The sequence below is a fragment of the Pseudomonas sp. VMV1 genome (assembly GCF_056790235.1).
This window is the reverse complement of sequence record NZ_JBXGSE010000006.1, coordinates 132,628-149,411: the sequence shown is the minus strand read 5'-3', so window position 1 is coordinate 149,411 and position 16,784 is coordinate 132,628. Positions and strand designations below refer to the sequence as shown.

The 16,784-nt window shown below is 66.7% G+C and carries 14 protein-coding genes; 9 read left to right on the top strand and 5 right to left on the bottom strand.

Going from position 1 to position 16,784, the window contains the following annotated elements; all coding sequences use genetic code 11:
- Positions 1-20: 20 nt before the first annotated feature.
- From ACUCV0_RS18500 to ACUCV0_RS18470, 7 genes are all read left to right on the top strand, one after another.
- Positions 21-1,694, top strand: a complete 1,674-nt coding sequence (locus tag ACUCV0_RS18500) for a GMC family oxidoreductase (RefSeq protein ID WP_482213344.1) — start codon at positions 21-23, stop codon at positions 1,692-1,694.
- Between the two features lie 109 nt (positions 1,695-1,803).
- Positions 1,804-3,426 carry an MFS transporter gene (locus ACUCV0_RS18495; RefSeq protein WP_059316037.1) on the top strand — a complete coding sequence of 541 codons (1,623 nt, stop codon included), beginning with the start codon at positions 1,804-1,806 and terminating at the stop codon, positions 3,424-3,426.
- 99 nt (positions 3,427-3,525) lie between these two features.
- Positions 3,526-4,621 (top strand): peptide chain release factor 2 gene (gene prfB / locus ACUCV0_RS18490; RefSeq protein ID WP_313648259.1). Its coding sequence is split into 2 segments (ribosomal slippage): positions 3,526-3,597 and positions 3,599-4,621, totalling 1,095 coding nucleotides; the frame shifts between segments, so codons are not numbered across the junction.
- Positions 4,622-4,689: 68 nt separating this feature from the next.
- The gene (gene lysS / locus ACUCV0_RS18485; protein WP_482213343.1) at positions 4,690-6,192 is read left to right on the top strand and encodes a lysine--tRNA ligase; all 1,503 of its coding nucleotides are present in this window, start codon (positions 4,690-4,692) and stop codon (positions 6,190-6,192) included.
- Positions 6,193-6,309: 117 nt separating this feature from the next.
- Entirely contained in the window at positions 6,310-7,317 is a 1,008-nt protein-coding gene (locus ACUCV0_RS18480; RefSeq protein WP_482213342.1) for a transporter, read from the top strand.
- 64 nt (positions 7,318-7,381) lie between these two features.
- On the top strand, positions 7,382-8,326 hold the full coding sequence (cbpA, locus tag ACUCV0_RS18475) for a curved DNA-binding protein (protein ID WP_482213341.1): 945 nt from the start codon (positions 7,382-7,384) through the stop codon (positions 8,324-8,326).
- The gene (locus tag ACUCV0_RS18470) at positions 8,326-8,634 is read left to right on the top strand and encodes a chaperone modulator CbpM (RefSeq protein WP_017640778.1); all 309 of its coding nucleotides are present in this window, start codon (positions 8,326-8,328) and stop codon (positions 8,632-8,634) included. The genes cbpA and ACUCV0_RS18470 overlap by 1 nt, the downstream gene beginning before the upstream one ends.
- Before the next feature lie 299 nt (positions 8,635-8,933).
- Here the strand turns inward: ACUCV0_RS18470 and ACUCV0_RS18465 are convergent, their stop codons facing one another.
- The gene (locus ACUCV0_RS18465) at positions 8,934-11,291 is read right to left on the bottom strand and encodes an FdhF/YdeP family oxidoreductase (protein ID WP_482213340.1); all 2,358 of its coding nucleotides are present in this window, start codon (positions 11,289-11,291) and stop codon (positions 8,934-8,936) included.
- Between the two features lie 204 nt (positions 11,292-11,495).
- Here ACUCV0_RS18465 and ACUCV0_RS18460 point away from each other — a divergent pair, with 204 nt between their 5' ends.
- Complete coding sequence (locus ACUCV0_RS18460; RefSeq protein ID WP_482213339.1) at positions 11,496-12,239, top strand: TIGR00266 family protein; 744 nt, start codon at positions 11,496-11,498, stop codon at positions 12,237-12,239.
- Positions 12,240-12,252: 13 nt separating this feature from the next.
- Here ACUCV0_RS18460 and ACUCV0_RS18455 read toward each other — a convergent pair whose 3' ends face one another.
- From ACUCV0_RS18455 to ACUCV0_RS18440, 4 genes are all read right to left on the bottom strand, one after another.
- Positions 12,253-13,149, bottom strand: a complete 897-nt coding sequence (locus ACUCV0_RS18455) for a metal ABC transporter ATPase (RefSeq protein WP_482213338.1) — start codon at positions 13,147-13,149, stop codon at positions 12,253-12,255.
- 98 nt (positions 13,150-13,247) lie between these two features.
- Complete coding sequence (locus ACUCV0_RS18450) at positions 13,248-14,063, bottom strand: aldo/keto reductase (RefSeq protein WP_482213337.1); 816 nt, start codon at positions 14,061-14,063, stop codon at positions 13,248-13,250.
- Entirely contained in the window at positions 14,060-15,235 is a 1,176-nt protein-coding gene (locus ACUCV0_RS18445; RefSeq protein ID WP_482213336.1) for an FAD-dependent oxidoreductase, read from the bottom strand. Before ACUCV0_RS18445 ends, ACUCV0_RS18450 begins: the two co-directional genes overlap by 4 nt.
- Before the next feature lie 61 nt (positions 15,236-15,296).
- Positions 15,297-15,629, bottom strand: a complete 333-nt coding sequence (locus tag ACUCV0_RS18440) for a DMT family transporter (protein ID WP_184290483.1) — start codon at positions 15,627-15,629, stop codon at positions 15,297-15,299.
- An 85-nt stretch (positions 15,630-15,714) separates the two neighbouring features.
- Here ACUCV0_RS18440 and ACUCV0_RS18435 point away from each other — a divergent pair, with 85 nt between their 5' ends.
- Entirely contained in the window at positions 15,715-16,599 is an 885-nt protein-coding gene (locus ACUCV0_RS18435) for a LysR family transcriptional regulator (protein ID WP_482213335.1), read from the top strand.
- Positions 16,600-16,784 lie beyond the last annotated feature (185 nt).

Below are 16,784 nucleotides of genomic sequence, written 5' to 3'. Positions count from 1 at the left end.
CAAAAAAGCGAGGGAACGTCATGCCCGGTCCTGCTGCGGAATATGACTTCATCATCGTCGGTGCCGGTCCGGCCGGCTGCCTGTTGGCCAATCGACTGTCCGCCGATCCAGCCCATCGCGTACTGCTGCTGGAAGCCGGCGGTCGCGACAACCATCCCTGGATCCACATCCCGGTCGGCTACCTGTTCTGCATCGGCAATCCGCGCACCGACTGGTGCTTCAAGACCGAGGTGGAAGCGGGCCTGGGCGGCCGGGCGCTCAATTATCCGCGCGGCCGGGTGCTGGGCGGCTGCTCCTCCATCAACGGCATGATCTACATGCGTGGCCAGGCCCGTGACTATGACGGCTGGGCCGCCGCCGGTAATCCGGGGTGGGGCTGGCAAGACGTGCTGCCGCTGTTCAAGCGCATGGAAGATCACTGCGATGGCGCCTCGACCTTTCATGGCGCGGGGGGCGAGTGGCGGGTGGAGCGCCAGCGCCTGCACTGGACGCTGCTCGACGCCTTTCGCAGTGCGGCCGACCAGACTGGCATCGAGCCGGTAGAGGACTTCAACACCGGCGACAATGAAGGCTGCGGCTATTTCCAGGTCAATCAGCGCAATGGGGTGCGCTGGAATGCGGCCAAGGCCTTTCTCAAGCCGATCCGCCAGCGCGCCAATCTGCAGGTGCTGACGGGTGTCCAGGTGGAGCGGGTACTGCTGGAGGAGGGCAGGGCGCGGGCGGTGCTGGCGCGCCTGCCGGGCCAGGCCGAGCCCCAGCGCCTGGTGGCGCGCCGGGAGATCGTGCTCTGCGCCGGCGCCATCGGCTCGCCGACCCTGCTGCAGCGTTCCGGTATCGGCCCGCGCGGCCTGCTCGAAGGGCTGGGCATCGGTGTCCAGCATCGACTGGAAGGGGTCGGCGGCAATCTGCAGGATCACCTGCAACTGCGCCTGATCTATCGGGTGCATGGCGTGCCGACCCTCAATGCCCTGGCCGGCAGTCTCTGGGGCAAGCTGGGCATGGGCCTGGAGTACCTCTGGAGCCGCAGTGGTCCCCTGGCCATGGCGCCGAGCCAGCTGGGCGCCTTCGCCCGTTCCGATCCGGAGCAGCCTTCGGCCAATCTGCAATACCACGTGCAGCCGCTATCGCTGGAGCGCTTCGGCGAGCCCCTGCACGGCTTTCCCGCCTTTACCGCCTCGGTGTGCAACCTGCGACCGGCCAGTCGTGGCCAAGTGGCCATTCGCAGCGCCGACCCCCAGGCCGCGCCGTTGATCCAGCCGCGCTACCTCAGCGCGCCGGAGGATCTCAAGGTGGCCGCCGACGCCATCCGCCTGACCCGGCGCATCGCCGCCGCGCCGGCACTGGCGGCCTATCGACCCGAGGAGTATCTGCCGGGCCCGTCCTATCAGACGGAGGCAGAGTTGCAGCAGGCCGCGGGGGCCATCGGCACCACCATCTTCCATCCTTCCGGCACCTGTCGCATGGGCCAGGGAGCCGACGCCGTGGTGGACGCCCGCCTGCGGGTGCATGGCATTCCGGGCCTTCGTGTGGCCGACGCCTCCATCATGCCGACCCTGGTCTCGGGCAACAGCTGTTCGCCGACGCTGATGATCGCCGAGCAGGCGGCCAATTTCATGCTGGCCGAGGCCCGCGAGCAGGGCGTGACCGAGCTGCCCGCGGCGCTGGCCCGACCCGAGCGGGTCTCGGCTGCCTAGTTTCTATTAGCTGGTTTCACCGACGGCGGGGCCTCCCGCCGTTTCCACCGTAGTAGCTGTCGCCCATAACAACAATCAGCCCGGCGATCCCGGGTCAGGAGAACGTGCGATGTCCGACTATGCCCAACCCCGGGTACAACCCAGCGCGGCCAGCAGTCGCCGCGAAGAACGCAAGGTGATCTTCGCCTCGTCCCTGGGGACCGTCTTCGAGTGGTACGACTTTTTTCTCTATGGCGCCCTGGCAGCGGTGATCAGCAAGCAGTTCTTCGCCGGCGTCAACGACACTACCGCCTTCATCTTCGCCCTGCTGGCCTTTGCCGCCGGTTTCGTGGTGCGGCCCTTCGGCGCCCTGGTGTTCGGGCGCCTGGGCGACATGGTCGGGCGCAAGTACACCTTCCTCGCCACCATCATCCTCATGGGCATCGCCACCTTCGGTGTCGGCCTGCTGCCCACCTATGCCAGCATCGGCGTGGCCGCGCCCATCATCCTGGTGTTGCTGCGCCTCCTGCAGGGCCTGGCCCTGGGTGGCGAATACGGCGGGGCCGCCACCTACATCGCCGAGCACGCGCCGCCCGGCAAGCGCGGCGCCCACACCAGCTGGCTGCAATCGACCGCGACCCTGGGCCTGTTGCTGTCGCTGGTGGTGATCCTGGTCTGCCGCTACCTGACCGGCGACCAGTTCGAGGTCTGGGGCTGGCGCCTGCCGTTCCTGCTGTCGATCTTCCTGCTGGCGATCTCCACCTGGATCCGCCTGTCGATGCACGAGTCGCCAGCCTTTCTGCGCATGAAGGCCGAGGGCAAGCAGAGCAAGGCGCCGATCCGTGATTCCTTCACCAACTGGAGCAACCTCAAGGTGGTGCTGATCGCCCTGTTCAGCATCAACGGCGGCCAGGCGGTGACCTTCTACCTGTCGCAGTTCTATGTGATGTTCTTTCTCACCCAGACCCTCAAACTGGACCCGGTGCTGGCCAACAACCTGCTGATCGTCAGCGTCATCCTCGGCGCGCCCTTCTTCGTCATCGCCGGCTGGCTGTCGGACAAGGTCGGGCGCAAGCCGATCCTCATGCTCGGCCTGCTGCTGGCCACGGTGCTCTACTTCCCGCTGTTCAAGGCCCTGACCCACTACGCCAACCCGCAGATCTACCAGGCCAGCCAGCAGGCCCCCATCGTGGTGACCGCCGATCCGGCCACCTGCACCTTCCAGTTCGACCCGGTGGGCAAGGCGCGCTTCGACAGTCCCTGCGACCGGGTCAAGACACTGCTGGCCAAGAGTGGTCTGCCCTACAGCAGCGTGGCCGCGGCGCCAGGGGACGCGGTGCAGGTCAACGTCGGTGACAAGGTCATCGTCGGCTACGACGAGCCGGCCCTGCGCGCCGCGGTACAGGCCGCCGGCTATCCGGCCAAGGCCGACTCGGCGCAGGTCAACAAGCCCATGGTGGTGGCGGTGATCTTCGCCCTCATCCTCATCGCCACCCTCTGCTATGGACCGCTGGCGGCGCTGATGGTGGAGCTGTTTCCCACCCGCATCCGCTACACCTCGATGTCGCTGCCGTACCACATCGGCAACGGCTGGTTCGGCGGCTTCCTGCCGACGGTGTCCTTTGCCCTGGTGGTCTATACCGGCGACATCTTCTACGGCCTCTGGTACCCGGTGCTGATCACCGGCGTCAGCCTGATAGTGGGCCTGCTGTGCCTGCCGGAAACCCGCCACCGCGACCTCGACGCCGATTGAGACGCAGCGGGCGGCGTACCCCGCCGCCCGCTGAGTTTCGCCGCCGATTGGGGTATACTCGCGAGCTTTTCCACAGCTTTTCTCGCGAGTGTTTCCCCCATGGAAATCAACCCGATCGTCACCAGCATCAAGGACCTCACCAGCCGCACCCAGACCATTCGGGGGTATCTTTGACTACGATCTGAAGCAGGATCGTCTGGTCGAAGTGGAGCGTGAGCTCGAAGACCCCAACGTCTGGAACAAGCCCGAGTACGCCCAGAATCTCGGCCGCGAGCGCGCCCAGCTGGCGCAGGTGGTCGGCACCCTGGACGAGTTGACCGGCGGCCTGGCCGATGCCAGCGACCTGCTGGAAATGGCGGCCGAAGAGGAAGACCAGGGCGCGGTCGATGACGTGGCGGCCGAGGTGGAGCGCCTGCGTGGCATCCTCGAGAAGCTGGAATTCCGCCGCATGTTCAGCGGCGAGATGGACCCCAACAACTGCTACCTGGACATCCAGGCCGGCTCCGGCGGCACCGAGGCCCAGGACTGGGCCAATATGCTCCTGCGCATGTACCTGCGCTGGGCCGACCAGCATGGCTTCAGCGCCGAGATCGTCGAGCTGTCCGAAGGTGAAGTCGCCGGCATCAAGGGCGCTACCGTGCACATCAAGGGCGAGTACGCCTTCGGTTGGCTGCGCACCGAGATCGGCGTGCACCGCCTGGTGCGCAAGAGTCCCTTCGACTCGGGCAACCGTCGCCACACCTCCTTTACCGCGGTGTTCGTCTCTCCCGAAATCGACGACAACATCGACATCGAGATCAACCCGTCCGATCTGCGCGTCGACACCTACCGCTCCTCGGGCGCGGGTGGCCAGCACGTTAACACCACCGACTCCGCGGTGCGGATCACCCACGTGCCCACCAATACCGTGGTGGCGTGCCAGAACGAGCGCTCCCAGCATGCCAACAGGGACACCGCCATGAAGATGCTGCGGGCCAAGTTGTACGAGCTGGAAATGCAGAAGCGCAATGCCGCGTCCCAGGCCCTGGAAGACTCCAAGTCCGATATCGGCTGGGGCCACCAGATCCGTTCCTATGTGCTCGACGCCTCGCGGATCAAGGATCTGCGCACCGGCGTGGAACGCAGCGATTGCGACAAGGTGCTCGACGGCGATCTGGACGAATACCTCGAAGCCAGCCTCAAGCAGGGCGTTTAATCCATCATTTCCTGTAGGAGCGGCCATGGCCGCTCCTACGGCAAGCACTCCCCAGGTAAACAGCAGACATGAGCGAACAACCCCTAGACCCCCAAGCCCAGGAACAGGAAGACAACAAGCTGATCGCCCAGCGCAAGGAAAAGCTTTCCGCGCTGCGCGACCAGCAGGCCATTCCCTTCCCCAACGACTTCCGTCGCGACAGCCTGGCCGGTGACCTGCAGAAGCAGTACGCCGACAAGACCAAGGAAGAGCTGGAAGCCGCGGGCATCAAGGTCAAGGTAGCCGGCCGCATCATGCTCAACCGCGGTGCCTTCATGGTGCTGCAGGACACCAGCGGGCGCATCCAGGTCTATGTCGACCGCAAGACCCTGCCGGCCGAGACCCTGGAAGCGGTCAAGACCTGGGACCTGGGCGACATCATCGCCACCGAAGGTACCCTGGCCCGCTCCGGCAAGGGCGATCTCTACGTCAACATGAGCGACGTGCGCCTGCTGACCAAGTCGCTGCGCCCGCTGCCCGACAAGCACCACGGCCTGACCGACACCGAGCTGCGCTATCGCCAGCGCTATGTCGACCTGATCGTCAACGAGGAGGTCCGCCAGACCTTCCGCGTGCGCTCCCAGGTCATCGCCCACATCCGCCGCTTCCTCATGGAGCGGGGTTTCCTCGAAGTGGAAACGCCCATGCTGCAGACCATTCCCGGCGGCGCGGCGGCCAAGCCCTTCGAGACCCACCACAACGCCCTGGACATGGCCATGTTCCTGCGTATCGCGCCGGAGTTGTACCTCAAGCGGCTGGTGGTCGGTGGCTTCGAGAAGGTCTTCGAGATCAACCGCAACTTCCGTAACGAAGGCGTCTCGACCCGGCACAATCCCGAGTTCACCATGCTCGAGTTCTACCAGGCCTATGCCGATTACCGCGACAACATGGACCTCACCGAGGAACTGTTCCGCGAACTGGCCATGGCCGTGCTCGGCACCACCGACGTGCCCTATGGCGACAAGGTGTTCCACTTCGGCGAGCCCTTCGTGCGCCTGTCGGTGTACGACTCCATCCTCAAGTACAACCCGGACATCACCGCGGAAGACCTGCAGGACGTCGAGAAGGCCCGCGCCATCGCCAAGAAGGCCGGCGCCAAGGTCCTCGGCCACGAAGGCCTGGGCAAGCTGCAGGTGATGATTTTCGAGGAGCTGGTGGAGAGCAAGCTGGAGCAGCCGCACTTCATCACCGAGTACCCCTTCGAGGTCTCGCCGCTGGCGCGCCGCAACGACGACAATCCCGGCGTCACCGATCGCTTCGAGCTGTTCATCGGCGGCCGCGAGATTGCCAACGCCTACTCCGAGCTCAACGACGCCGAAGACCAGGCCGAGCGCTTCATGCTGCAGGTCCAGGAAAAGGACGCCGGTGACGACGAGGCCATGCACTATGACGCCGACTTCATCGACGCCCTGGAATACGGCATGCCGCCCACCGCTGGCGAGGGCATTGGCATCGACCGCCTGGTGATGCTGCTGACCAACTCGCCGTCGATCCGCGACGTCATCCTCTTCCCGCACATGCGTCCGCAATAAGCGCCGCGCCTCCTTTCCGGGGGCGCCGCTGGCACCTGCTGACTCGGGGCTCTGTCATCAAAGGTTCATCCGGACCTGCTAACAGAGCCCTGATGTCGCGTTCCTCCGCAGGTAGTCATGACCAATACGTTGATCCCCCTGCATCCGGCCGCCGAACGGCTGGGGCTGCTCTACGCCTACCATTTCACCTCCGGTCAGCCGGGGCAGGCGCTGACCATGGCGCCGGAAGATCCCTGGGACGCGGAAGAGGGTGGCTTTCGCTGGCTGCACTTCAACCTGGCCCACGCCGCCGCCGAGCGCTGGATGCGCGAGCACCTGGGGCTGCCGGAGGAGTTCTTCGAATCCCTGCACGCCGGTTCCCACTCGACCCGCCTGGAGCCGGCCGACGACACCCTGCTGGGGGTGGTGAACGATGTGACCCTGGCCTACGGTCAGGTCTCGGTGGACGTCGCCACCCTCTGGGCCTGCGCCCGCCCAGGACTGCTGGTGACCGCCCGGGCCCAGCCACTGCGCTCGGTGGATCGCCTGCGCCATGCGGTGCGTCGTGGTGAGGGCTTCGGCTCGACCCTGGAACTGCTGGTTCATCTGCTGCGCGACCAGGCCGATGTGCTGACCGGCATCATCCGCGATACCACGGTCAAGGTGGACGCCATCGAGGATCGGCTGCTGTCCCAGCGGCTGTCCGCCAGTCGCGCCGAACTCGGCAGCCTGAGACGCGCCCTGGTACGCCTGCAGCGCCTGCTGGCGCTGGAACCGGGCTCGCTGCTGCGGTTGCTCAACCGGCCGCCTGCCTGGTTGCGCCGCGACGACATCCAGACCCTGCGCGAGGCCACCGAGGAATTCGACCGGGTGCTGGACGACCTCGCCGCCCTGGTGGAGCGTCTCAAGCTGTTGCAGGAGGAGATCGCCGCCGCCTCCGCCGAGCAGACCAACCGCACCCTGTTCACCCTGACCCTGGTCACGGTGCTGGCCCTGCCGATCAACATCATCGCCGGCTTCTTCGGCATGAACGTCGGCGGCATCCCGCTCTCCGATTCGCCCCACGGTTTCTGGATCCTGGTGGCGCTGGTGGCGACCTTCACGGCGCTGGCCGGCAGCCTGGCCTTTCGCAAACGCGGCGACTGACCGGCGTCATGCAACCGTTGCCGGCGCCGCGCGGTCTCTAGGGGAACCCCCACTGGAGACCGCGATGGACTTCAAGGACTACTACGAGGTGCTTGGCGTCGCCCCCGACGTCGACGACAAGACCCTCAAGACCACCTATCGCAAGCTGGCGCGCAAGTACCACCCGGACGTGAGCAAGGAGGCCGATGCCGAGGCTCGCTTCAAGGAGGTGGCCGAGGCCTATGACGTCCTGCGCGATCCACACAAGCGCGCCGAATACGATCAGGTCCGCCGCTATCAGCAGCAAGGCGAGCGCTTCCAGGTGCCGCCAGACTGGCAGCCGGGGTCGGGCGCCGACTACAGCGATCCCCACGCCGGCTTTGGCCAGGACTATTCTGATTTCTTCGAGTCGCTGTTCGGCGCTGCCGGACGCTCGCAGCAGGGTGGCTTCGCTCGCCGTGGCCGCGACATCGAGCTGGAACTGCCATTGTTTCTCGAGGAGAGCCAGGCCGGCAGTACCAAGCCGCTGAGCTTTTCGTTGCCGCAGCGCGACGAGCTGGGCCGGCGCGTCGGCGAGACCACCAAGAACCTCAACGTCAAGATTCCCGCCGGCAGCACCGACGGCGAGCGTATCCGCCTGAAAGGGCAGGGCGAGCCGGGCATGGGGGGCGCGGAGGCAGGCGATCTGTACCTGGTCATCCGTCTGGTGCCTCATCCGCTGTTCGACGTCGACGGTCAGGACCTGGTGGTCAGCGTACCCCTTGCCCCCTGGGAAGCCGCCTTGGGCGCCAAGGTGCAGGTGCCCACCCTGGATGGCCAGATCATGCTGAGCATTCCGCCTGGCAGCCAGAGCGGCGCCCGCTTGCGGGTACGAGGCAAGGGCCTGGCTGGAAAGGCAGGGCAGGGCGATCTCCATGCCCTGCTCAAGGTCGTGATGCCACCGAAGGGCGATGAAGAAACCCAGGCGCTGTGGCGCCAACTGGCCGAGCGGGCGGCCTTCGATCCCCGCCAAAACTGGAGGAAAGTCTGATGAGCAGTCTGATCGTCCTGCAGGAATTCTGCGTGCTCTGCGAGGTGAGCGAGCCCGTGGTGGTGGAGATCGTCGAGCACGGCATCCTGGCGCCCCAGCGCGGCAAGCGCCCGGCCGAGTGGCATTTCGACACCGGTGCCCTGCACCGCGCCCGTCGCGCTGTACGCCTGCGCCACGAGCTGGACCTGGACTGGTCCGCGACCGCCCTGGCCCTGCACCTTTTGGATGAGGTGGAAGAGCTGCGCCGCGAGAACCAGCGCCTGCGTAGACGGCTGGAGCGCTTCGCCGGAGAACTGCGAGACGTCTGACCGGCCCGCGTAGGTTGGGTTGAGACGGCTCCATCGGCGAAGCCCAACAGTGGGGGCGTGTCTGGTTGTTGAGCTTCGCTGCGCTCAACCCAACCTACGGAACTCCCGTCTGCACCGAGGCGCCCCCTCTCCCTCTGGGAGAAGGTTGGGGTGAGGGAGCCGGATAGAGGTTTCCAACGTAAGGTTTCTATCCAATCACGGCCATGCCGGGACGCCGTAGCGACCGCTCCTACAGGAGCATAGGCCTACGTAGGAGCGGCCCATGGCCGCGATGTCCTTCGCACTAACACCTAATGAAGCTATCCCGCCGCGATCAACCCGCGTCGCTGCATCGCCTGTTCCTGACTGAGCCGCTCGATCCGCACCGGCAGAGACTTCGACGCCGGGGTATGGCTGCGGGTGTCGTGGTTGGCCAGGGGCGCCAGGCTGTTGGTTTCGGGGTAGTAGGCCGCGCAGCAACCGGCCGGTACGTCGTAGGCGATGACCTTGAAGGGGCCGGCGCGGCGTGAGATGCCGTCCAAGGCAGCGCCGATGAAGTCGATGAAGTCACCCTCCTGCACCTCATGGCGGCGCATGTCCTCTGGGCTGAGCATGGCCACCATGCGTTCGTCGATGTCGCGGTAGCGGTCGCGATTGGAGTAGATGGTGGTGTTGAACTGGTCGTGACTGCGGATCGTCATCAGCTGCAGGTGCTCGGCATCCGGCGGGCTGTCGTCCTCGTCCAGCACGTCGCCGGGAAAGAGGAAGTTGGCCTTGCCGTTGGGTGTATCCCACTGTCGCTCACGGGCACCATTGGGCAGGCGGAAACCTCCGGGCTGTTCGATGCGGGCGTTGTAGTCGGCGAACTGTTCGGGCAGCACCGCTTCGATCTTGTCGCGGATGAGCGCGTAGTCGCCGACCAGGGCGTCCCAGTCGATATGGGGATGGCGTTCGCCCAGGGTCGCCTTGGCGATGCCGGCAACGATGGCGATCTCCGACAGCAACTCCGGCGAGGCCGGCTCCAGGCTGCCGGTGGAGCCATGCACCATGGACATGGAGTCCTCCACGGTAATGGTCTGCACTCCGCTGGCCTGCACATCGCGTTCGGTGCGGCCCAGGCATGGCAACAGGAAGGTGCTGCGGCCGTGCAGGGTGTGGCTCCAGTTGAGTTTGGTGGCGATCTGTACCGTCAGGCGCAGGTTGGCGACATGGGGTGCTACCCGCTCGATGTCGGGAATGGCGCGGAAGAAGTTGCCGCCCAGGCCGATGAAGGCCTGGGGCTCGTCGCGCAGCAGGGCCTCGCAGCATTCCACCACGTCATGGCCGCCCTCGCGCGGCGCGCGAAAGGCGAAGGCCTGGTCGAGGCGGGCCAGGAAGGGCTCCTTGGGTTTCTGATAGATGCCCACGGTGCGGTCGCCCTGGACGTTGGAATGACCCCGAATCGGGCAGGGTCCGGCGCCAGGCTTGCCGACGTTGCCACGCAGCAGCAACAGATTGATGATCTGCTGCAGGACATCGCCACCGCGGCGGTGCTGGGTCACGCCCATGCCCCAGCAGGCGATCACCCGGTCGGCCTTCATGTAGACCTCGGCCGCTTCCCTCATGGCCGCCTGGGTCAGGCCGGAATAACGCTCCAAACGCTCCCAGCTCAGCCCTCGGCAGTGTTCGGCGAAGGCTTCCAGGCCGACGCAATGCTGTTCGATGAACGCCACGTCGAGGATGCGGGGGGCACCACTGCGGCGCGCCTCGTCGTCAGCCTCGATGACGACCTTGCACAGCCCCTGCATGGCCGCCATATCGCCGCCGATACGCACCTGGTGGTACTGGGAGCTGATGGCCACGCCCCCACCCGGCAAGGCCATGTCGCGCACGGCCTGTGGCGAGGCGAAGCGCACCAGGGCCTTTTCCCGCAGCGGATTGAAGGTGAGGATGGGCACGCCGCGGTGCACGGCGTCGTGCAGCTCGCTCATCATTCGCGGGCTGTTGGTGCCGGGATTCTGGCCGATGATGAAGATGGCGTCGGCCTGGGCGAAATCCTCCAGGTCCAGGGTGCCCTTGCCGACGCCGATGCTCTCCGGCATGGCAGTGGTGGTGGTCTCATGGCACATGTTGGAACAGTCGGGAAAGTTGTTCATGCCGTAGAGCCGGCCGAACAGCTGGTAGAGAAAGGCGGCTTCGTTGGAGGAACGGCCCGAGGTGTAAAGCTCCAGCTTCCAGGGATCGTCCAAGGCGCGCAGTTCGGCACCGATCTCGGCGAAGGCGTCCGCCCAGCTCACCGGGCGGTAGGTGTCGCTGGCGGCGTCGTAGCGCATGGGGTGGGTGAGACGGCCCTGGTCTTCCAGGTCATGGTCGGTCCAGGTACGCAGTTCGGTCAGGGTATGGGCCGCGAAGAATTCCGGAGTGGTGCGTTTACGGGTGGCCTCCCAGGCCACTGCCTTGGCGCCGTTCTCGCAATATTCGAAGGTATGCGGGGTCTTCGGATCGGGCCAGGCGCAGCTCGGGCAGTCGAAGCCGCCCGGCTTGTTCATGGTCAGCAATGCCTTGTTGCCGCGCATCAACACCTTCTGGCGGCTCAGGTGCTGGGTCACGGCATTGAGCGCACCCCAGCCCCCGGCGCTGCCGTGCTCCTGGGTGCCGTGCAGGGGTTGAGCGGGGGAGTGGGCGGATTGCTTGGTCATGTTCACCTCTGGAACTGAGCCGGACAGGAAGCCGGCGGGTACCTAGAGGGGAACCCTGGAAGCGGACTGGCGTTCCACCGTCTGGCTGCCGGGCCGACGAGTGCGAGCGGACAGCGAAGCGCCGTTCAGTGACCTGAAGAGGCGCGCCAAGGCGGCCGGTGACTGCTAGGCTGGACGCTTCCGCAGCTACCGAGAAAGCCCATAATGGCCAGCCATATCCTCGACCATCGCATCCTCGGCGAATCCCTGCAGGCCGTGGAGATCGGTCTCGATCCCGGCGAGACGGTGATCGCCGAGGCCGGTGCCATGACCTACATGGAGGCCGACATCGACTTCACCGCGCGTATGGGCGATGGCTCCGCCGGCTTGCTCGGCAAGCTCTGGGGCGCCGGCAAGCGGATGCTTGGCGGGGAGTCGCTGTTCATGACCCATTTCACCAATGAGGGCCGGGAGAAGCGCCACGTCGCCTTTGCCGCGCCCTATCCGGGCCAGGTGATCCCGCTGGATCTGGCGGCCCTGGGCGGCACCCTGTTCTGCCAGCGCGATTCCTTTCTCTGCGCCGCCAGGGGTACCCGCATCGGCGTGGCCTTCACCCGCCGCCTGGGCGCCGGCTTCTTCGGTGGCGAGGGCTTCATCCTGCAGCGGCTGGAAGGCGATGGCATGGCCTTCGTGCATGCCGGGGGCACGGTGATCCGCAAGGAGCTAAGGGGCGAAACGCTGCGCCTGGATACCGGCTGCCTGGTGGGTTTCACCAGTGGCATCGACTACAACATCAAGCTGGTCGGGGGGCTGCGCAGCATGCTGTTCGGCGGTGAGGGTCTGGTGCTGGCGACCCTGAGCGGCCATGGCACCGTGTGGATCCAGACGCTGCCTTTTTCGCGGCTAGCCGGCCGGGTCCAGGCCGCGGCCGGCGGCGTCACCGGTGAACGCCGCGCGGGGGGCGACTGATTCCTCTCGTGTCCTAGGCCCGCTGCAGGGTGCTCTGCGGCGCCATGCGCTCCAGCCAGTCGCGCCAGCGCACCCGGCTGTCATGGACCAGCCAGCCGTCCTGACGGGCGAAGCTTTCCGACAGCCAGAGGCCGCGGGTCGACACGGGCAGGCGCTGGCCGGCGGACAGGGTATAGAGCTCACCGGTGGGCTTGCCGTCGTCCAGGGCGACCAGATAGAGATCCGGGCGCTGGCGGGCGAGACGTGCGAGCAACTGGCCGTTCTCGATCTTCTCGTCGACGTGGAACAGGCTTGGCGCCTTGCACTCCTTGGGCAACTCCAGCAACAGGTCGTAGACCAGCTGGAGCGAGGCGGTGGGGGTGTGCACATAGGCGCGCGGACGCTCCAGTAGCGCCAGGCTGCCGCAGCGCACCGGCCGTGCCGCCCCCGAGCGCGGGGTCAGGCGGAAGGCCACGTCCTCGCGATAGGGCAGGGCGGGGGCATAGGGCGTCGGCAGCCAGGTGTCGGCGAAGCGTCCGGCCAGCCAGCCGCGCGGCGTCTCGATCAGGCATTCCTCGGCCACCTCCTGCACGGCGGTGAGCAGCGGCAGGGCCAGTTCGTGGGTCGGGATATAGCCGGAGATCAGCTTGAGCACCACGTCGCCGCGATCGGGCCGGCGCTGGCGCACCAGCAGCCAGTGATCCTGGCCCTGCCAGTTGAGGGTGAGGCGGACCGAGACGCCCAGATTGGCGAGCTTGGCACTGAACTGCTGGGCGTCGGCGATCTCGATCGGTTGGCGTCGCTCCAGCATCTCGCTGAAATTCAGCGGCTGGCCGAGGGCCTGGTAGCTGAGGCCGTCGTGATTGGCCTCCACCGCGAGCGATAGGGTCTTGAACGCCTTGGGGTTGTGGCGGGCGATGAGCTGGGGCATGGCCGACTCCTGTTGTTGTGTGCCGCGAACACGCCATCCGGGGCGACCGGATGGCGCGTCCAGCGAACGGAAGCAAGGGTTCAGCGAAAGGCTCTGGATCAGGGCCGAGCGGTGATCACGTCGGCCAGGGTACGGACATTATGTGACAGGTGCAGGGGATCGATAGTGCCGACTATCGCACTGGTCACCCCCGGCTCGCCAAAGACCCGGGCGAAGCTCGCCCGCACCGGATCCTGGCCGGCGCCCAGCACCGCATGGCCGCTGGCCAGGGCCTTCTTGATCAGGATGCCCTTGCCCAGGGCGGCGGCGGCCTGGATCACCGGGATCTCGGCGTCTTCGTTGAGGTTGAAGGTGACCATGGCGCAATCGCCGGTCTCCAACGCCTTGAGGCCGCCGGCGACGGTCTTGCCGGAAAAGCCGAAGGCGCGGATCAGGCCTTTGCGCTTGAGCTCGGCCAGGGTCTCGTAGCAGCCACTGTCTTGGAGAATGCTCAGATCGTTGCCGTCGGAGTGCACCAGTACCAGATCCAGCCAATCGGTTTCCAGGCGCTTCAGGCTGCGTTCCACCGAACGACGGGTGTGCGCCGGACTGAAGTCGAAGCTGGACAGCCCGCCTTCGAACTCCTCACCCACCTTGCTGGCGATCACCCAGTGCTGGCGCTGGCCGCGCAGCAGCGGGCCCAGGCGTTCTTCGCTGCGGCCATAGGCGGGAGCGGTGTCCAGCAGGTTGATGCCCAGCTCGCGGGCCAGGCTCAGCAAGTCGGCGGCGGTGCGGTCGTCGGGGATGGTGAAGCCATTGGGGTACTTCACACCCTGGTCGCGGCCGAACTTGACCGTACCCAGACCTAGGGGGGAAATCTGGAGACCGGTGCTACCCAGGGCGCGGTGCAGGCCGTGCAGGTCGCGCAGGCTCATGGCAGCAATTCCTCCCAGAAGGGCGCGGCCACTGGTGGCTGCGGGTGGGCGGGCAGGGTGGGATGCTGTCCCGGCCGGATACCGTCACGGTCGAGATGGGCCAGGACCCGGTCGGCCAGGTCCGGCGACAGCGCCAGCTTGGTCGGCCAGCCCACCAGCAGGCGGCCGTCCTCGGCGAGGAAGGCGTTGTCCGGCCGCACCAGCCCGGATTGCGCCGGCTCGGCACGGTCCACCCGGAGGGTCGCCCACTGGGCGCCCGCGAAATCGATCCAGGGCAGCAGGCGCTGCAGTTCTTCCCGCGCCGTGGCGATCTGCGCGTCTGGCTCACGGGCCACGCCCTCGGCCTCGGCCAGGTCGCCGCCCAGGTACCACAGCCACTGGCCGTCGGCGGTGGGGTGGCTGGTGATGGTCAGGCGCGGCTTAGGACCGCCGCCCAGGCAGTGGGCATAGAGGGGTTTGAGCATGGGCCCCTTGACCACCACCATGTGCAGCGGGCGGCGCTGCATGGCCGGCTGTTCGAGGTGGAGCGCCTGGAGCAGGTCGGCCATGCCGGCGCCGGCGGTGAGCACGATACGGCGGGCGCGGATGGCCTGGCCGTCCACCACCAGGCCGGTCAGTTCGCCCTCTTCGCGCAAGGGCTGGAGGTCATGCCCGGCCAGCAGGCTGTCGCCGGCCAGTTCGGCCAGACGCGCGACCAGGCTGGGCACATCCAGCACCAGCTCGGCCAGGCGATAGACCTTGCCCTTGAAGGCGCGATCGCGCAGGGCCGGGGGCAGTTCGTCGCCCTTGACCGCATCCACCCGGCCGCGCACCGCCTTGCTGGCGAAGAAGCTGGTGAGGTTGCCGGCCAGGCTGCCCGGCGACCAGAGGTAGTGGGCTTCGGAGAGCAGGCGCACGCCGGAAAGATCCAGCTCGCCGCTGCCGGCCAAGCTCTCGCGCCAGCGTCGCGGCATGTCGGCGATGGCCTCGGAGGCACCGGTGAGCATGCCGGTCAGGGCATATTTGGTGCCGCCGTGGATGATGCCCTGGGACTTGCCGCTCTGGCCGCCGCCCAGGGCGCCGGTCTCCACCAGCACGGTGGCGTAGCCGGCGCGTCTGAGACGGGCGTTGAGCCAGAGGCCGGCGACGCCGCCGCCGACGATGAGGATATCGGTGGACCAGGGTTGGGACATGAACGGCCTGCTGGATAATCGGCAAAGGAGTGATTTTACACGCTCCTCGCCGCCGCTGGTCTCAATGCCCGGTACTGCCGGAAAACAACTGGATCACCACCACCCCGGCGACGATCAGCCCCATGCCCAGCATGGCCGGCAGGTCCAGCTTCTGGTCGTAGAGAAACGCCGCGGCGATGCTCACCAGCACGATGCCCAGGCCGGCCCAGATGGCGTAGGCGATGCCCACGGGAATGCTGCGTACCACCAGGGTCAGCATCCAGAAGGCCAGGCCATAGCCGGTGATGACCAGAAACAGTGGTAACGGCTTGCTGAAGCCGCTGATGGCCTTCATGGAGGTGGTGGCGACGACTTCGGCGGCGATGGCGATGGCCAGGTAGATGTATCCGCTCATGATGATTCCTCCTGTCGAATGCGCCCATTCTTCGCTTAATCTGCGATAGGTAAAAGTTGATACCTATCCGTTGAGGAGATGGGTCGTGCAGTGGAATCTGGAGCAATTGGAGATCTTCGTCGGCGTCGCCGAGGGCGCGAGCTTCTCCGCCATAGCGCGCCGTCTGGGACGGGCGCAGTCGGCGGTGAGTACCGCCATCGCTCTGCTGGAGAGCGATCTGGGCGTCGCGCTGTTCGAGCGCAGCAATGGTCGTACGCCGGTCATCACCGCGGCCGGTCTGGCCTTGCTGGAGGAGGCGAGGGAGGTCCTGCGTCAATGCCAGCGGCTGGACAGCCGTGCCCAGGCCCTCTGCGCCGGTCAGGAGCCTTTGTTGCGCCTGGCGCTGGACGAAGCCATGCCCTACCAGCCGGTGCTCGATGCGCTGGACGCCCTGGCCGCGGCCTTCCCGCATCTGGAAGTCCAGCTCACCAGCGGCGCCCAGGGCGATGTGGCGCGCAAGCTGCTGACCAAGCAGGCCGACCTCGGCCTGCTGTTTCGCCATGAGCACATGCCTCAGGCCCTGGAGCGCCAGGCCCTGGGTGATGTCGCCCAGGTCACCGCCTGCGGCGCCCAGCATCCGCTGGCCAGCCAGCGCGGGGTAGGGCGGCGCGAACTGGCCCGCCACCGTCAGCTGCTCATCGCACCGCTGGAGAATCCCTATCCCGGTGGCGAGCAGATCGCGCCCCAGGTCTGGCGCGCCGACAGCTTCTATCTGCTCGCCGAACTGCTGATGCGCGGCCTGGGCTGGGGCTGGCTGCCGCGGCACGTGGCGCGCTATCCCTCCTACCAGGGGTTGCTGGCCGAGCTGGATTGCGACTGGGTGCCGCCGGCGCTGGTGGTGGAGCTGGCCTGGCGCCGCAATGCCGCGCCGGGGCCGGCGGCGCGCTGGCTGGCCCAGCGGCTGGCGGAGGAGTTGCGGGCGATTGGTTGAAATCGATGTGTTGGGCTTCGCTTTCGCTCAACCTAACCTACGTCGAGCGCCGTAGGTTGGCGCTGAGCGAAAGCGAAGCCCAACATGACGGAGCCTCAGCGCTCGCCCATGGCCTCTTCCCATGACAGCCATATTCTGGCCGAATCCGTGGGGCAGCTTGACCAGCGCCAAGGCGCGAGCGCTGC

Coding starts and splice junctions, on each gene's coding strand:
- ACUCV0_RS18465 (WP_482213340.1), bottom strand. CDS start 11,291: ATGACCAAGCAATCCGCCCACTCCCCCGCTCAACCCCTGCACGGCACC.
- ACUCV0_RS18495 (WP_059316037.1), top strand. CDS start 1,804: ATGTCCGACTATGCCCAACCCCGGGTACAACCCAGCGCGGCCAGCAGT.
- ACUCV0_RS18455 (WP_482213338.1), bottom strand. CDS start 13,149: ATGCCCCAGCTCATCGCCCGCCACAACCCCAAGGCGTTCAAGACCCTA.
- ACUCV0_RS18445 (WP_482213336.1), bottom strand. CDS start 15,235: ATGTCCCAACCCTGGTCCACCGATATCCTCATCGTCGGCGGCGGCGTC.
- ACUCV0_RS18460 (WP_482213339.1), top strand. CDS start 11,496: ATGGCCAGCCATATCCTCGACCATCGCATCCTCGGCGAATCCCTGCAG.
- ACUCV0_RS18450 (WP_482213337.1), bottom strand. CDS start 14,063: ATGAGCCTGCGCGACCTGCACGGCCTGCACCGCGCCCTGGGTAGCACC.
- ACUCV0_RS18480 (WP_482213342.1), top strand. CDS start 6,310: ATGACCAATACGTTGATCCCCCTGCATCCGGCCGCCGAACGGCTGGGG.
- cbpA (WP_482213341.1), top strand. CDS start 7,382: ATGGACTTCAAGGACTACTACGAGGTGCTTGGCGTCGCCCCCGACGTC.
- ACUCV0_RS18440 (WP_184290483.1), bottom strand. CDS start 15,629: ATGAGCGGATACATCTACCTGGCCATCGCCATCGCCGCCGAAGTCGTC.
- lysS (WP_482213343.1), top strand. CDS start 4,690: ATGAGCGAACAACCCCTAGACCCCCAAGCCCAGGAACAGGAAGACAAC.
- ACUCV0_RS18470 (WP_017640778.1), top strand. CDS start 8,326: ATGAGCAGTCTGATCGTCCTGCAGGAATTCTGCGTGCTCTGCGAGGTG.
- ACUCV0_RS18500 (WP_482213344.1), top strand. CDS start 21: ATGCCCGGTCCTGCTGCGGAATATGACTTCATCATCGTCGGTGCCGGT.